The organism is Lysinibacillus sphaericus (assembly GCF_001629735.1).
Classification (GTDB): domain Bacteria; phylum Bacillota; class Bacilli; order Bacillales_A; family Planococcaceae; genus Lysinibacillus; species Lysinibacillus pinottii.
Genome location: NZ_CP015224.1, coordinates 4,277,014 through 4,292,888, shown reverse-complemented (window position 1 = coordinate 4,292,888; position 15,875 = coordinate 4,277,014). Strand labels below are relative to the sequence as shown.

Sequence of the window (15,875 nt, the reverse complement as noted above, 5' to 3'; positions counted from 1 at the left end):
TGAATATGAAAATAAAGTTTTTAGCAGCAAGTGGTATTATTGCAGCTCTATACATTGCTGTGACGATGCTTGTTGCACCATTTGGTTTTACAGAGGTACAGTTCCGTGTATCTGAAATTTTTAACCATTTAGTGGCCTTTAATCCACGCTTTGCCGTTGGTATCATAATTGGAGTATTTATTGCTAATATCTTTTCACCACTTGGTATCTACGACTTAGTATTTGGTGTTGGACATTCTATGATTACATTGGGTTTGTTCATTTTGATTTGTAAATTTGTTAAAAATATTTGGGCACGCTTAATCATCAATACATTCTTATTTACTTGTACAATGTTTATAATTGCCTTTGAATTGAATTTAGCCTTAGAGCTACCATTCTTTTGGACTTGGCTAACGGTGGCAGCAGGTGAATTCGTTGTTTTAGCGGTGGGTGCACCTATTATGTATATACTCAATAAACGCCTTCACTTTAAAGAGATGATTGAATAGACGAGTCTTACAAGATTCGTCTTTTTTTCTTGACAATATTCTGAAAACATTCTACAATTCTTTCTAATAAATGCGAAGAAGAAGAGTAGTAGCAAGCATCGTTACTTAAAGAGAGCTGGTGGTCGGTGTAAACCAGTAGTACGTACTTGTGAATGGACTTCAGAGCAGCCTTACTCCAATGTAAGGCCGATTGGCTCCCCGTTATCGGAGTTAGAAAGCGCGCATCAATTGCGAATAAAGGTGGCACCACGGTTACTCGTCCTTTTTACAGAGGATTGGAGTGGCTTTTTTTTATGAAAAAATGAGTGCAGAGGAGTCGAGAAAAGATGAGTACAGTAGCAGAGAATAAAGGATATTTCGGAGAATTTGGTGGAAGCTTCGTTCCAGAGGAGCTTCAGCATGTATTAACTATTTTGGATGAAAATTTCCAAAAATTCAAAGATGATGCAGACTTTAATACAGAATTGAATTATTATTTCAATGAATATGTCGGTCGCAAATCCCCTCTTTATTTTGCAGAAAATTTAACAAAGCAATTGGCTGGCGCAAAAATATATTTAAAGCGTGAGGATCTTAACCATACGGGCTCACATAAAATCAATAATGTATTGGGTCAAATTTTATTAGCAAAACGTATGGGAGCAAATCGCGTTATTGCTGAAACCGGTGCAGGACAACACGGTGTGGCAACCGCTACTGCCTGTGCCATGTTCGGGATGGATTGTACTATTTATATGGGGTTAGAGGATACTAAACGTCAGGCATTAAATGTATTTCGAATGGAGCTTCTTGGAGCAAAGGTAGTAGCTGTTGATAAGGGGCAAGGACGTTTAAAGGATGCCGTTGATGAAGCATTCGCTGATTTGGTGGCAAACTACGAAACGACATTTTATTTATTGGGCTCTGCTGTTGGGCCGCACCCATTCCCCTCAATGGTTAAACATTTCCAATCAGTTATTAGCCGCGAAAGCCGCGAGCAAATTTTGGAGAAAGAAGGAAAACTACCAACCGCTGTCCTAGCCTGTGTTGGCGGTGGAAGTAATGCTATAGGGGCATTCGCAGAGTTTATTGCTGATAAAAATGTTCGTCTTATCGGAATAGAGCCAGATCAAGCTGCTACACTTAACGAAGGAACGCCTGGAGAACTACACGGCTTCAAATGCTTAGTGCTACAGGACGCAGAGGGAAACCCTCTACCAACATACTCGATTGCCGCAGGGTTAGATTACCCAGGTGCGGGACCTGAGCACAGTCATTTAAAAACAATTGGTCGTGCAGAGTATGTTACCGTGACTAATGAAGAAGTCCTAGAGGCATTTCAGGTGCTATCGAAGGTAGAAGGTATTATTCCTGCACTCGAAAGCTCTCATGCAGTTGCCCACGCACTAAAACTAGCGCCTACTCTTACAACTGATGACATTATTATTATTAATATCTCAGGTCGTGGCGATAAGGACGTTGAGCAAGTTTTTCATATGTTAAATAAATAATTTAAACCTGAAAGAGCGATTTCCTAAACCGGAAATCGCTCTTCAACTTTCACTAATGATGTAATGTCTGCTGATCTTGAAACACAAGTATAAACGAATCTATTCCAATAAGAATATATATCCCCCATTTATTTCATAAAAAAAACGGATGAAGTCTATCACATCATCCGTTCAATCGCTATTATGAAATCGCTCTTTTATGCAGTTTAATTTTTAGCTTTTCTAACATATCTACCGTCATTTTTGACAAATCGTACTCTGCTTTAAAGCCCCACTCTTTTTGTGCCGCTTCAATATTTATTGAGTTTGGCCAGCTATCTGCTATTGCCTGACGAACTGGGTCAACCTGATAGTTCATTGTAAAGTTCGGTAAATGTTTTTTTATTTCAGCTGCGATTTGCGATGGTTCAAAACTCATTGCTGTTATATTAAAAGCATTACGGTGAACAAGCTTACTACCATCGGCTTCCATTAAATCGACAATTGCTTGTAAAGCATCTGGCATGTACATCATATCCATATACGTACCTTCTTGAATATAAGATGTATACTTACCTTGTTCAATCGCTTCGTAGAAAATCTCTACCGCATAATCAGTTGTACCACCGCCAGGGGGTGTTACATAAGAAATTAAACCTGGGAAACGGACACCACGTGTATCTACTCCAAAACGGCTGAAGTAATAATCACATAATAATTCGCCAGCCACTTTATTAACACCATACATAGTTGTCGGGCGTTGCAATGTATCCTGAGGTGTGTCTTCCTTCGGTGTAGATGGTCCGAATGCCCCTATTGAGCTTGGTGTGAAGAATTGCATATTTAACTCTCGTGAAACTTCCAAAGCATTCATTAATCCACCCATATTTAAATTCCAAGCCAACAAAGGATTTCTTTCAGCTGTAGCTGATAATAGTGCTGCTAAATGCATCATTGTATCAGCACCAAAGTCCTTTGCTAAATCATGCATTCTTTGTCCATCTGTAACGTCCAATATCTCAAACGGGCCCTCAGTATGGTCAAGCTTTCTAATGTCAGTAGCAAGTATATTGTCCTCTCCATAAATACTACGAAGTTTTTCTACAAGCTCAGAACCAATTTGACCAAGTGCTCCGGTAACCATAATTTTTTTCATTTCTCAAAACCTCCACATGTGAACAATTGTACTTATGGAAAGTACAAAAATATATTAACAAACATTGATTTAATAACACTTTCAATGAAATTCATTATAATGTGTTCGTTTTGAAAATACAACAATTATATTAAAAATATTCATAAAAGAAACATACTACCCCTTACTTCTCAGTATATGAACATTTTAAATTATTGTGCTACAAAAATATATCAAATACATTTGTATATTCACAGAGGACATATTTTGAAACTACCATCCAACAAGTTATTAGAGCAAATAAAAAGAATCCCCTTTGCTAACTTTACAAAGGAGATTCAATCGCCCATTAAGATATGAATGACTAAATTATATTGAAAAACGTTTAACGGCTATTTGTAGCACTTTTGATACCTTTCGTAATTCTTTAATATAATTATGGAAATGTTGCTGTGCTGTTAATTGATTGGCTGTTAAAGCAGCAACATGCTTTGTCGATACTGTATTCGTATCAGATAACGATGTCAACATAACCGCATCATCACTAACTTTTTTTGTATGATTGGCAATCTCTTGAACTGTAGAAGATACTTCCATAATATAAGGCTTGATTGTATGTACTTTTTCTAAAATTTGATCAAAACTGGAAGCCGTTTGTCCTGTTACAGTAACGCCTTTCTCGGTTGCCACTAGAACGCCCTCCATCATTTGCACTGCATAGCTTGAATCCAAATGAATGTTTTGTACAATGGATGTAATAGTTTGTGTAGAATGGACGGTTTGCTCCGCAAGCTTACGTACCTCATTCGCTACTACTGCAAATCCCTTGCCATGCTCGCCCGCTCTTGCCGCTTCAATAGATGCATTTAACGCCAATAGATTTGTTTGAGCTGTTATTCTTTCGATGACCTCTATCATTTGATCGATAGATGATGCTCGTTGAACTAAATTAAAAATGGCTGTATTGGATTTCTCGACAGCTTGCTTAATCGTCTGCATTTGCGCCAAGTTGGCCTGCACAATTTCAGTACCGCTCTCCGCATCTCTAGCAGTTTTGTGGGCGAAATTTTCCACAATTTGAATTTTCTCTAATATGACCTGTACATCATTTAAAACTTCTTCTAGTGATGATGTATTGGAGGCCAATTTATTAGTAGACGCGGCTGTTGAATCTGAAATAGACTGTACATCTTTAGCTATTTTTAATGTTGTTGTAGAGGATTCCTCTGAGGACTCCTGCAATTTCCCGGTCATTTTCTCCACTTCGTAGGCACTGTCCGTAACTGTATGGAGTAAACGTTTCACTTCTGTGACCATTTGATTGTAAGAAAGCACTACCTCACCTAGCTCATCATGAGCCACATAACTTGCATTGGCAGTGAAATTACCCTGTTCAGCTTGCTTTAATAATGATTTCAATTGTCGTGTAGGTACATTGACTGCCTTTGTTGCTATAAATCCTATAATAATAACTAGCATCACAACTGTTAAACACACCCCACCAAGCAGCCAATAACCAAATTGTACATCTTCTTGATAGGACTGTTGTTGGTCTTTTGCTCGTTGAACAAGATAGTTTTGAGTTTCTTCTAATAATGTATGAATTTCCTGACTTATTGGTAGAAACGTCTGTGAATAAAATTTCTCTTGTTCACTTTGTTTCAATTGCTGGTAGCCCTCAATCTTTTCTCTCTGCTTTCCTAGCAAGGATTTATACTTATTAATTTGATGACTCATTTTTTTATCAATTTCTTGCCCTTTTAAATGGTCTAACGGCTTATCCACGTCTTTTAAAATGGCTGACATTCTTTTATAATCACCATCAGAATCAACGATAAAATCTAATTGACGTTGCGATTCCTCCAGCTCATTTAGCCATCCAATTGGAACAAGCCCCTGTTTGTAACTCTCACTTGCATGCCACGACATTTTTCTCAAATAATCCACACTAAATACACCTAGCAATACATTCGATAATACACAAACAATCATAAGTACAAGTAACTTGTCCTTCACCTTAATGAAACGAAAAAAATGCATGATCTCTGGCTCCTCCTCCAACTCTTACCAATAATGATAGTATGAAGATATAAAGCCAGTGTTATATTTTTGTAAAGATTAGACGAAGAATTAAGAAATTATGCCCACTCACTCATCCCATATAGGTAATTTACCGTACAAATCAACATGTACAAATATCCTTTATTTGCATCATGTAAATAGTTGCAACCTTCCACACATTACCAGCGTTTATAATATTAACTATAGAAAGAAGGTGTTACATTTGTCGCAGCTTAAGAAATTGGATGGAAGTTTAGTTGTGAGCCTCTTTTTCATTGGAGGTTTTAGCTGTCTTTTTGTCCATTCTAGCAGTGTCAATTTCGGACAATATACCAGTTCCTTCATTATGAAGCAATTTATCTTTTATCTCATTGGGTTTATGATCATGTTTGGGATTTCCTTACTTGATATTGAACAATTAAAAAAGATTGGATGGCCGTTTTATGGATTAGCCGTAGCATTAACTGCTGGACTCATAGTAGCACCAGAAAGTATTGCACGGACGATAAACGAGGCTAAATCTTGGTATCAAATACCATTTCTAGGCTCCCTTCAGCCATCTGAGTTCTTAAAATTCGCCTTTTTAATTGTTGTGAGTAAAGTCATTATCTCTCATCAAGAGAAAAATGGACGCCCCTCTTATCTAGCTGATTTATGGCTATTAGTAAAAATCGGACTCATCGTCCTTCCTCCTTCGCTCCTTGTTTATAAACAACCCGACACAGGCATGGTTATGTTATACATGGCAATGATTCTACCCATGATACTTTTTTCGGGTATTCATAGAAAGTTACTGATTGTGTTTACGGCCATTCCTCTAGTTCTTATCAGTATAGTTGTAGTACTTTATGTCAGATTTAATGATTTTTTCACGGAAAAAATTTTAGGTGCCCTATCAGGACATCAAGTATCTCGTATTTATGGTTGGCTGCAGCCTTATGATTACATAGATTCTTCGTTTCAAGTACGCCAGGGCTTTTTAGCCATTGGATCGGGTGAATTTATCGGGAAAGGCTATCTGAATAACAATGTTTATGTACCAGAAAAACATACTGATTTTATTTTTTCTACTATTGCTGAGGAATTAGGGTTTGCTGGCGGTGCATTCGTCATTGCTTTACTGTTTTTTGTCATCTACAGGATTGTGCTTATTACAGTTGAAGCAAAAGATCCTTTTATGACATTAATGGGCGCAGGAATATCAAGCTTATTAGCCTTCCAAATTACTCAAAATATTGGCATGACCCTTGGACTTTTACCAGTCACGGGAGTTACTTTGCCTTTTTTAAGCTACGGGGGCAGCTCACTTTTGTCAAATTTCATGCTAATGGGAATTGTCATGATTATTCATAAATCCTATAAGGGGTATATGTTTAAAAGAGAAGACTAAGAGATGCAAGTAGAGAAGGATTTTCTCTACTTGCTAGATAAAAAGGGATTATTCTGATTGATTGTTCGTTTAAAAAGAAGTAATTAAAAGAATATCCCTCGCCAGGACACTTTTGATAGATAATTATCAAAAAAATTTTTATAAACTACAGTTCACCTTTTTCCAGTATTATTTTACATAAATTGATTGTTATTTTATTGATTGAACCTTTTTCTGATTTCATAAAAAGGTTCTAAAAGCTCTTATTTAGAGTCCTTTAGAACCAATAGTATTTATTAAAGCTTCTTTAAACTCTCAACGACCACATCAAGTATGCGCTGAAGATCTGCTTGCACAATATTTAGTGGTGGTGATAGTGTCAGAACATTATTAAAGCCGGCTACTGTTGCCCCATTTTTCCCAATAATCACCCCTTGTTCTTTGCATGCAGCAATAACAGCATTTACCTTCTCCACTGGTAAAGGTTCTTTCGAGACTTTATCTACTACTAACTCAATCCCAATTAATAAACCTCTGCCCCGCACATCTCCTACATTCGGATGATCCTGTAAATTTTCTTGCAATGTTTGTAATGTGGCCTTCCCCATCTCCTTGGAGCGGTCGAACAATGCTTCTTGCTCTAGAATTTCAATATTTTTTAATGCAACTGCACATGCCACTGGAGAGCCCCCAAATGTATTGACATGGCGGAAATAGCCATAGGCATCTGTGCCAGTGAAAGCCTCATAAATCTCACGCTTTACGGCAGTTGCTGATAATGGTAAGTATGCACTCGTAATCCCTTTAGCCATTGTAATAATATCTGGTTTCACACCATAATTCATAAATCCAAATGGCTTACCTGTTCGACCAAAGCCACAAATAACTTCATCCACTATCATTAAAGCACCATGCTTTTTACATACTTCCTCTATGCCTTTTAAATAGTTTTCAGGAGGCATAATGACGCCGCCACCTGTAATAATTGGCTCTAAAATCATGGCTGCAATCGTATCACTCAGTTCCCATGTCATCGTTTTATCGACAGCCCTTACGCTGGCTAAATCTAATGGCGCAATAGCATCATCTTCATGTTCACGGTATTGATCAGGCGGTGCAACATGGATAAAGCCAGGAGACAGAGGCTCGTATTTATATTTCCGTTCCGCTTGCCCTGTTGCTGCTAATGCCCCAAAGGAATTTCCATGGTAGGCGCGGTAGCGAGAGACAATCTTATAGCGGGAGCTTTGCCCTTTTTGCTGGTGATATTGTCGTGCTATTTTAAAAGCTGTTTCATTCGCTTCTGATCCACTATTAGAGAAGAAAATAACGTACTCCCCACCAAGCAAGTCATTTAGTTTTTCAGCTAGCTGTACGGCTGGTAAATGTCCCTGCGATAATGGTGCATAGGCATTCTTCATCATTTGCTCATGTGCGGCATCTGCCAGTTCCTTACGTCCATAGCCCACATTTACACACCATAGCCCAGCCATGGCATCAATATATTCGATGCCATCTGTATCTATTATTCTTGCACCATCTGATTTTTCCACTACATAGGTTGCTTGTGGATTGTAGGGTTTCATTGAATGCCATACATATTGCTCATCCTTTGTTAAAACATCACTTTTAAGATTGATCTGTGTCATTGCCGAACACCCTCTCATTTATTTTTTCAGTAGATTAGCTTTTTGCATCGTTATTACTTGGGAAGGCAAAGGAGCTTGTTGCATCTTCCATTTCATCTGGCCAACGCTCCGAGATTGTTTTAGCCTTTGTAAAAAATCTCGCTTGATCCGGACCAAACATATGCCCTTCACCAAACTTAGAGCGCTTCCATCCCCCGAAATTATGGTAGCCGACAGGAATTGGAATCGGTACATTAACCCCTACCATGCCCACTTCAATCTCTTCTTGGAATTTACGAGCTGCTGCACCACTGCTGGTAAACATCGTTACACCATTACCAAGTTCATGGTCATTAATTAATTCAATAGCTTCTTGTAATGTCTCTACACCCACTACTATGCGGGCTGGACCAAATACCTCCTCTTTGAAGATAGTCATATCAGGCGTAATATTATTGAGTAGTGTTGGTCCAACATAAAAACCATTAGATGTTTCGCATACTTTAGGATTTCGTCCGTCAATGACAAGGTTTGCCCCCTCAGTAACAGCCCCATCAATATAGCTGATAATCGTTTCCTTCGATTGTTGGCTAATAACTGGACCAAAATCGACATCATCTTCTGTATAAGGACCTATCTTTAGCTGTGAAATCTTCTGCTTCAATATGTCTGTAAAACGCTGCTCGGTATCTTGACCAACAACAAGCGCTCCAGAAATCGCCATACAGCGCTGTGATGCTGCCCCGTATGCAGCACCTAAAAAGGCGTTCGCAGTTTGCTCCAAGTTGGCATCTGGCATAACAATCATAAAATTCTTACCACCACCAAAAGCAGCCACACGTTTATTATGCTTTGTTCCCGTTTGATAAATATATTCGGCTACTGGCGTAGAGCCTACAAAGGAAATGGCTTGAATCTCTTTGTTTTCTAGAAGCTCATTGACCGCTTCTTTATCGCCATTCACTACTGTCCAAATACCATCAGGGAGTCCCGCCTCTTTCCATAATTGACTTAAAAATAATGCAGAATGAGGAACACGTTCAGATGGCTTTAAAATAACAGCATTCCCTACTGCCACAGCCATACTTGTAATAGCTAAAGGGACCATAACAGGGAAATTAAAAGGCGCAATCGTTGCCACTACACCGAGTGGTGATTTGGCAGAAAAAGCATTAATATTGCCACCTACATTGACGGAATACTCCCCTTTTAGTAATTGTGGGGCACTAATCGCCATATCTACCGATTCAATCCCTCGAATAATTTCGCCCTTCGCATCCTCTTTAGTTTTCCCGCTTTCCTGACAAATCACTTCAATAAGCTCTTCCTGTTTTGTTACTAACAATTGTCGGAATCGATGTACAACCTCAACCCTCTTCCCAATGGACATCTTTTTCCATGCAGGAAAGGCTTCCTTAGCCTGTTGAATGGCCTGCTGTACTTCGTCTTTTGAAGCAAGCGGTACTCTCGCTATCGTTTCACCTGTTGTTGGATTATACACATCTGAAAATCTCCCACTAGTACCAGCTACCTCTTCCCCTTTGATAAAATGTGTTAGCGTTTTCATTTTTTGTTGTACTGTCATCATTTAACCTCTCCTTACATGGGATTATTGTTCAAAATCAAATTCGTCTTTGTTAAAAATAGAGCTTGATTCATCGACCTGTTTTATCACCTTATTTCTTTGCGTAAGTAAATAAAAAATCATGACCACGGCAACGACAACACATGTAAATAGAATTTGTGAGCGCATAGACTCAATAAAGAACATGGCCATTAATAAGGCAGTTGTAGCTACTATGGTGAAATACGTTAGATAAGGAAATAGCCACATCTTCACCTTCAGTAGCTCAGGATTTTCGCGTTCAATCTTTCTACGCATTTTCAATTGTGAAAAGGCGATGATTAAATAAAGAATCAAAGTAATAGCACTACAAGAGCTTAGCAAAAACATAAATACTTTATCAGGTGAAACATAATTCATAATAACGGCAATATAAGAGAAAAATGTTGCAGCTAAAATTGCATTCACTGGTGCACCATTTTTATTTAATTTTAAAAAAGCTTTCGGTGCCTCCCCCTTCTCTGCTAAAGAAAATACCATTCGTGATGTTGCATAAAGTGCAGAATTTAAACACGATAGCACAGCTGTTAAAACAACAAAATTCATAATTTGTGCAGCGGCAGGAATACCAATATAATCTAGCACTGCTACATAAGGGCTTGTTAAAATATCAGAGGAGTGCCAAGGCAATAACGTCACAACAACTGTTATTGAGCCTACATAGAAAATTAAAATGCGCCAAGTAATCGAATTCGTAGCTTTTGTGACAGCTGCTAACGGTTCATCTGACTCACCAGCAGCGATAGCCACAATCTCTGTCCCCATAAAAGAAAAAATAACAATGACAACACCCATTAATACAGCGCCAAAGCCGTTTGGTAAAAATCCACCCTGCTCAACTAGATTCGTCAGACCAACAGCGTTAAAGTTTGGTGCTATACCAAAAATAATAAATGCGCCTAGACCTAAAAAAACTACTATACTTGCAACCTTAATAAGAGAGAACCAATATTCAAATTCGCCAAAGGCTTTTACAGAAAGAACATTTGTTAAAGTAAGTGCTACTGTTAAAAGTAAACTTAAGAGCCATAAAGGAATTCCGTCATACCAATATTGAATAATCGCCGCTGCTGCCGTTGCCTCTAATGCGATAGCAATGACCCAGAAAAACCAATACAGCCAACCAATCATAAAGCCTGCCCATGGACCAATTGCTTCATGTGCATAGTGTGCAAACGACCCACTTGTTGGATTGACAGCCGCCATCTCACCTAGCATACGCATCACTAAGATGACAATAATTCCTGCAAATATATACGACAAAATTGCTCCTGGACCCGCCAAGTTAATGACTGAGCCACTGCCCATAAATAAGCCAGCCCCAATTACACCCGCTATCGCGATCATCGTCATATGCCGTTTCTTTAATCCTCTTTGTAAATGCGTTTGTTGCTCCATATCTGACACCTCTTTTATTAGATTGGATTATCGCTTACAAAAATCTTACATGTTTCATATCGTTGAAGTAATAGACAAACTGTAAATTTCTATACAATTGTTTTAAACATAATGTAAAATAGACTAAATATTCTTAAAATGTTACTTTATTTAGTTTTCTAGCTATTTAATAACAGTAAACAGCAATAATAGATAAAAAAGTCATAAAAGATGTTTCCAAAGGAGGAGCTATATTGAGCCAATTCCAACTTAAAGTACTTCATGTTTTAGACAATAAATACTTTCAGAATGCAGAGGTAGTTGCAGGTCATGAGGGGTTATTAAGAATCGTAAAGTGGGCACATGTTCTTGAAATAGTCCATGTAGATAATTTTTTAGTTGGAGAAGAGTTGGTGTTAACGACGGGGATCAGTCTTCAACATGGCATTGAAGATTTTATGACGTTTATTGAATCCTTAATTGAAAAAAATTGTGCTGCCCTTTGTATTGAGTATGGCTCTTCTATTCAAGCAGTTCCAGAAGCAATACTTGCTATTGCAAATCGTCATCAGTTCCCGATTATTGTTTTTCATGAAGCGGTTCCTTTTGTTCGCATTACACAGGATTTACATAGTCAAATTATAAATCAGCAGTATTTAATGGTTTCGACACTAGAATCCTACTCACAAACTTTAAATAAAAATACGGTGTTAGGACAAAATACGGAAGACATCTTACAAAATATGTATATCGAATTAAAAACACAAATTATGTTTTCTATTAAGGGACGGGAACCCGTCTTATATCCTAATATGACTAAAAGTAAACGTCAGCAATTATTAGCATTGAATAAATATGCTCAGCAATTTAAACATGAGCCCATCTATATTTTTGATCAGCATTATGCAGATTTAACCTTATTCCGTGAAGATGGTCTATTTTCAGAGTTTGAATTATTAATTTTAGACCGTACAGCAACAGCATTAGCACAATTATTAATGCGAGAGTTCTATATTGAGGAGAAAAAGAATATTGAGGACGCCTCAATTTTAGCTGATTGGATCGACCAAAAGCTATCCAAGGAAGAAATCTATAAATTTATCGTTTCCCACTATACCAACTTTTCACAATCTAGTGGCGTTGTCTTTATTTTGGCCACTCCTAGTACAGTCATGAAAGCGCAGGAGGATATTGTCTATAGTAAACTTTATTACCGTAATCTCTTTGAACAGCATGGCTTTATCCCGTTTTTATTCGAAAGAAAAAGCTATGTCATTTTTATTTTACTTCATGCCAAAGATTGTCGAGCGATTCGTGAAATACTAAATAGCATCTTCACCTCGCTTCCTAAAACTGAATTTTATAAAAAACAGCAAACTCAAGAGTTTCAAATAGCAGTTGGTAAAGTTGTTGCAGATGTACAAGATATCTTCAAAAGCTATCAAACTGCTTTAGAAACATTATATATTTGCCGCAAGGTGCAAGCTTCATCATTCTTTTACGACGATTTGCATTTGTATCATTTAATCTATAAATTACAAATGCAGGTGAATTTAAAGGAAGTTATAAATGACTATTTACAGCCAGTTATTGAGTATGATGAAAAATATAACAGCAAGCTCCTTGAAACATTACAAGTCTATTTACAATCAAACGGCTCCAAGCAGCAAACGGCTAACCAATTGTTTATTGTTCGTCAAACACTGTATCACCGCTTAAAAAAGCTTGAAAGTTTACTCGGAGAAAATTTCATGAAGGGTCATAATCGCATCACTCTAGAATTTATGCTCCTTGCAAACTCCTTAATTGATGACAAGAGTTAAAAAATAGGCACGTTCAAGAGGCCTCTCCCCTTCAACGTGCCATCTCATTATCCTTTCACCACAACATCTTGATAAAGTCCTGGTCGACGATCATCGTATACAGGAATTCTTCCACGTACTTCATCAACTATGGAGAAATCCACATCAATTACTGCAACTTCCTCGTCTTCAGCACCAACCCAAAGCACTTCACCCCATGGCTGAATAATCATCGATTGCCCATTAAAGTTTTCTACTTTTCTCGAAATACGGTTAACTGCTATAACAAAGCATTGGTTTTCAATCGCTCGCGCTTGCAGCAATGTTTTCCAATGATCGATTCTAGGTGTCGGCCATTGAGCTGGTACAAACAGCACCTTCGCTCCTTGGAGGGCATGTGCACGTAACCACTCAGGGAAACGAATATCATAGCAAATGACACCAGCCGCTTCAATTGGTCCTAGCGCAAATCGATTCATATCATCTCCAGCCTCTAAATAAAGATGCTCGTCCATTAAACGAAAAAGATGTGCCTTGCTATATTCCCCAACAAGTACTCCATTGTTATCAAATGTATACATCGTATTGTAAAACTTGTCGTCCTTTTTTATGGAAACGGAGCCACCGACAATATGTACACTAAGCTCCTTCGCTAAGTTAGCTAAAAATACTTTTGAACGCTCACCATTGACATCCGCCAATTCTGGTAGTTTCTCCAATGCGTAGCCTGTATTCCACATTTCCGGTAGCACAATAATTTCTGCCCCTAGTTTTGCTGCTTCACGAATCTTGTCCTCCGCCCGTGTAAAATTTTCTTCTACTTTGCCGAAGCCAATGTTTAACTGAATACAACCGATTTTCATAATAATTCCTCCTATAGACAATTAACAAAAAAAGTAATACTATTTGCTTCATATTCTTTAATAATAATTATTATATTCTGAAAAAGGTGATCATGCATGGAATTCTCGAAAAAACTACAGCAATTACCCACTCAATTTTTTGCGGCGCTTGTCCAAAAAGTAAACAATGCCTTGGAAGAAGGACGCGATGTGATTAATCTTGGTCAAGGAAATCCCGACCAGCCTACGCCTACTCATATTATTCAAGCATTACAGGGAGCAGCTGAAAATCCTCAAAACCACAAATATTCGCCATTTCGTGGTATCGCCGAACTACGTCAAGCGGCTGCCGACTTTTATAAACGGGAATATGATGTGGAGATTAATCCCGATACTGAAGTAGCGATTCTTGGTGGCACAAAAATTGGTCTTGTTGAGCTACCTTTGGCTGTGTTAAATCCAGGGGATACAATGCTATTACCAGACCCTGGCTATCCAGACTACTTATCAGGTGTTGTATTAGGTGATGTAAATTTTGAAGTGTTGCCACTTTTTGCTGAGAATCATTTCTTACCTGATTATGATGCCCTACCTAAAGAAGTTAAGGAAAAGGCCAAGTTACTGTACTTAAATTACCCAAATAATCCTACGGGTGGTACAGCAACACTTGAATTTTTTGAAGAAACTGTTCGCTTTGCTAAGGAGCATAATATCATCGTATCACATGATTTTGCATATGGTGCAATTGGATTTGATGGCAATAAGCCTATTAGCTTTTTACAGGCCAATGGCGCAAAAGAAGTTGGAATCGAAATGTACACATTATCAAAAACTTATAATATGGCAGGTTGGCGTATAGGCTTTGCTGTTGGTAATGCTGATTTAATTGCTGCGATTAATCTTATTCAGGATCATTTGTTTTGTAGTCAATTTCCAGCTATTCAACAAGCAGCAGCTATTGCCCTTACAGCTTCACAGGAATGTGCAGATGAGCTAAGAGCTACCTATGAGCGTCGTCGAAATGTTCTAATCGAAGAAGCGCATAGAATTGGCTGGCAAGTAACAGCACCAAAAGGCTCCTTCTTTGCCTGGCTCCCTGTCCCATTAGGTTTTACAAGCGAACAATTCGCCGATATATTGCTCGACAAAGCTGATATTGCAGTAGCCGCAGGTAATGGCTTTGGTCAATATGGGGAAGGCTATGTGCGTATTGGCTTGCTTGTAAGCGAGGAACGTTTACGAGAGGCCATCCAAAGAATTGAGCAATTGAAATTATTTTAACATGTAACCATATAGAGTCCTGTAGCTTTCACTAGCTACAGGACTTACTATTTTTCAATTTCCCTTGGAAAATCTAACACATGTTCTAATGGATAAAATTGTACGTGACCTGTTTCATCATCCATCTGACGGATATGCTGAATGCCTTGCACTTCTGCCAGTACTACATCTGCTGTTATGACGATATTTCCGCCCTTTATAAAATGACCGCCTGAAACCACTCCCCATTGATCACTCATGGAACCATGGAAATGCGTTTCATATCCTGCATCACGCTTACAAACCACTCCTGAACCTTGGATAAACTCGAGTGGCCCCTCTTTCTCTACCACATCACTAAATCGAACTTTAATGTGGGAGGTTTCATCGGGTACTAAATAAACAAAGCTACTTTTTTGAAAACTACCAATACAACTAATAATGGTTGCTGAATCAATATTATTCTCTTCACAAAGTGCCTCTATTCCTTCAATGATGTCTGTCCCCATGAGAAGACGTGCACTAATCACCTTACCAAATGAACCTATGCCATAATTAACTCTTACTGGCATTCTTCCCCCTCCTTCGCGACAAAATATTATAACAATATAAAAAATTTCAAAAATATTTATTGACTTACTATACCCTATAAATTATATTAGTTCTATCGGAAATACAAAAATATAATATGAATCTCTTATCAAGAGTAGCTGAGGGACTGGCCCTATGAAGCTCGGCAACCTCCTTTTATGAAGGAAGGTGCTAAATCCTGCAAACGAAATTCGTTTGATAGATAAGAGAGGACTTTTTTTCATGA

At 38.1% G+C, this 15,875-nt stretch carries 12 protein-coding genes, 1 riboswitch and 1 other annotated feature; of the genes, 5 read left to right on the top strand and 7 right to left on the bottom strand.

Annotated features, from left to right (window positions below):
* Window positions 1-5 precede the first annotated feature (5 nt).
* Together A2J09_RS21030 and trpB are read left to right on the top strand one after the other, a co-directional pair.
* Window positions 6-491 (top strand): QueT transporter family protein, encoded by a 486-nt coding sequence (locus A2J09_RS21030; protein WP_031418436.1) that lies wholly within the window; start codon window positions 6-8, stop codon window positions 489-491.
* Between the two features lie 66 nt (window positions 492-557).
* Window positions 558-758 (top strand) — a binding site (T-box leader).
* Window positions 759-817: 59 nt separating this feature from the next.
* Complete coding sequence (gene trpB, locus A2J09_RS21020; protein WP_031418434.1) at window positions 818-1,981, top strand: tryptophan synthase subunit beta; 1,164 nt, start codon at window positions 818-820, stop codon at window positions 1,979-1,981.
* 181 nt (window positions 1,982-2,162) lie between these two features.
* Here the strand turns inward: trpB and A2J09_RS21015 are convergent, their stop codons facing one another.
* A complete protein-coding gene (locus tag A2J09_RS21015; RefSeq protein ID WP_008176053.1) occupies window positions 2,163-3,116 on the bottom strand; it encodes an L-threonine 3-dehydrogenase in 954 nt (317 codons plus the stop codon).
* Window positions 3,117-3,464: 348 nt separating this feature from the next.
* Complete coding sequence (locus tag A2J09_RS21010) at window positions 3,465-5,135, bottom strand: HAMP domain-containing methyl-accepting chemotaxis protein (RefSeq protein WP_012292685.1); 1,671 nt, start codon at window positions 5,133-5,135, stop codon at window positions 3,465-3,467.
* 244 nt (window positions 5,136-5,379) lie between these two features.
* On the opposite strand from A2J09_RS21010, the gene A2J09_RS21005 reads away from it, so the two are divergent.
* Window positions 5,380-6,546, top strand: a complete 1,167-nt coding sequence (locus A2J09_RS21005) for an FtsW/RodA/SpoVE family cell cycle protein (RefSeq protein WP_036160718.1) — start codon at window positions 5,380-5,382, stop codon at window positions 6,544-6,546.
* Window positions 6,547-6,821: 275 nt separating this feature from the next.
* Here the strand turns inward: A2J09_RS21005 and A2J09_RS21000 are convergent, their stop codons facing one another.
* Genes A2J09_RS21000 through A2J09_RS20990 form a run of 3 tightly spaced genes read right to left on the bottom strand, consistent with a single transcriptional unit; the run spans window position 6,822 to window position 11,175 of the window.
* A complete protein-coding gene (locus tag A2J09_RS21000) occupies window positions 6,822-8,174 on the bottom strand; it encodes an aspartate aminotransferase family protein (RefSeq protein ID WP_012292683.1) in 1,353 nt (450 codons plus the stop codon).
* Between the two features lie 34 nt (window positions 8,175-8,208).
* Complete coding sequence (locus tag A2J09_RS20995; protein ID WP_036162562.1) at window positions 8,209-9,738, bottom strand: CoA-acylating methylmalonate-semialdehyde dehydrogenase; 1,530 nt, start codon at window positions 9,736-9,738, stop codon at window positions 8,209-8,211.
* A gap of 24 nt (window positions 9,739-9,762) precedes the next feature.
* Entirely contained in the window at window positions 9,763-11,175 is a 1,413-nt protein-coding gene (locus A2J09_RS20990) for an amino acid permease (RefSeq protein ID WP_012292681.1), read from the bottom strand.
* Between the two features lie 233 nt (window positions 11,176-11,408).
* On the opposite strand from A2J09_RS20990, the gene A2J09_RS20985 reads away from it, so the two are divergent.
* On the top strand, window positions 11,409-12,977 hold the full coding sequence (locus A2J09_RS20985; protein ID WP_012292680.1) for a PucR family transcriptional regulator: 1,569 nt from the start codon (window positions 11,409-11,411) through the stop codon (window positions 12,975-12,977).
* Window positions 12,978-13,024: 47 nt separating this feature from the next.
* On the opposite strand, the gene A2J09_RS20980 is transcribed toward A2J09_RS20985, so the two are convergent.
* Window positions 13,025-13,819: a carbon-nitrogen family hydrolase gene (locus A2J09_RS20980; RefSeq protein WP_012292679.1), complete on the bottom strand. Its 795-nt coding sequence runs from the start codon at window positions 13,817-13,819 to the stop codon at window positions 13,025-13,027.
* 96 nt (window positions 13,820-13,915) lie between these two features.
* Between A2J09_RS20980 and A2J09_RS20975 the strand changes: the two genes are divergently transcribed.
* A complete protein-coding gene (locus tag A2J09_RS20975; protein WP_012292678.1) occupies window positions 13,916-15,079 on the top strand; it encodes a pyridoxal phosphate-dependent aminotransferase in 1,164 nt (387 codons plus the stop codon).
* Window positions 15,080-15,126: 47 nt separating this feature from the next.
* On the opposite strand, the gene A2J09_RS20970 is transcribed toward A2J09_RS20975, so the two are convergent.
* Window positions 15,127-15,630, bottom strand: a complete 504-nt coding sequence (locus tag A2J09_RS20970) for a PPC domain-containing DNA-binding protein (protein ID WP_012292677.1) — start codon at window positions 15,628-15,630, stop codon at window positions 15,127-15,129.
* A 122-nt stretch (window positions 15,631-15,752) separates the two neighbouring features.
* Window positions 15,753-15,858: riboswitch (SAM riboswitch) on the top strand.
* Window positions 15,859-15,875 lie beyond the last annotated feature (17 nt).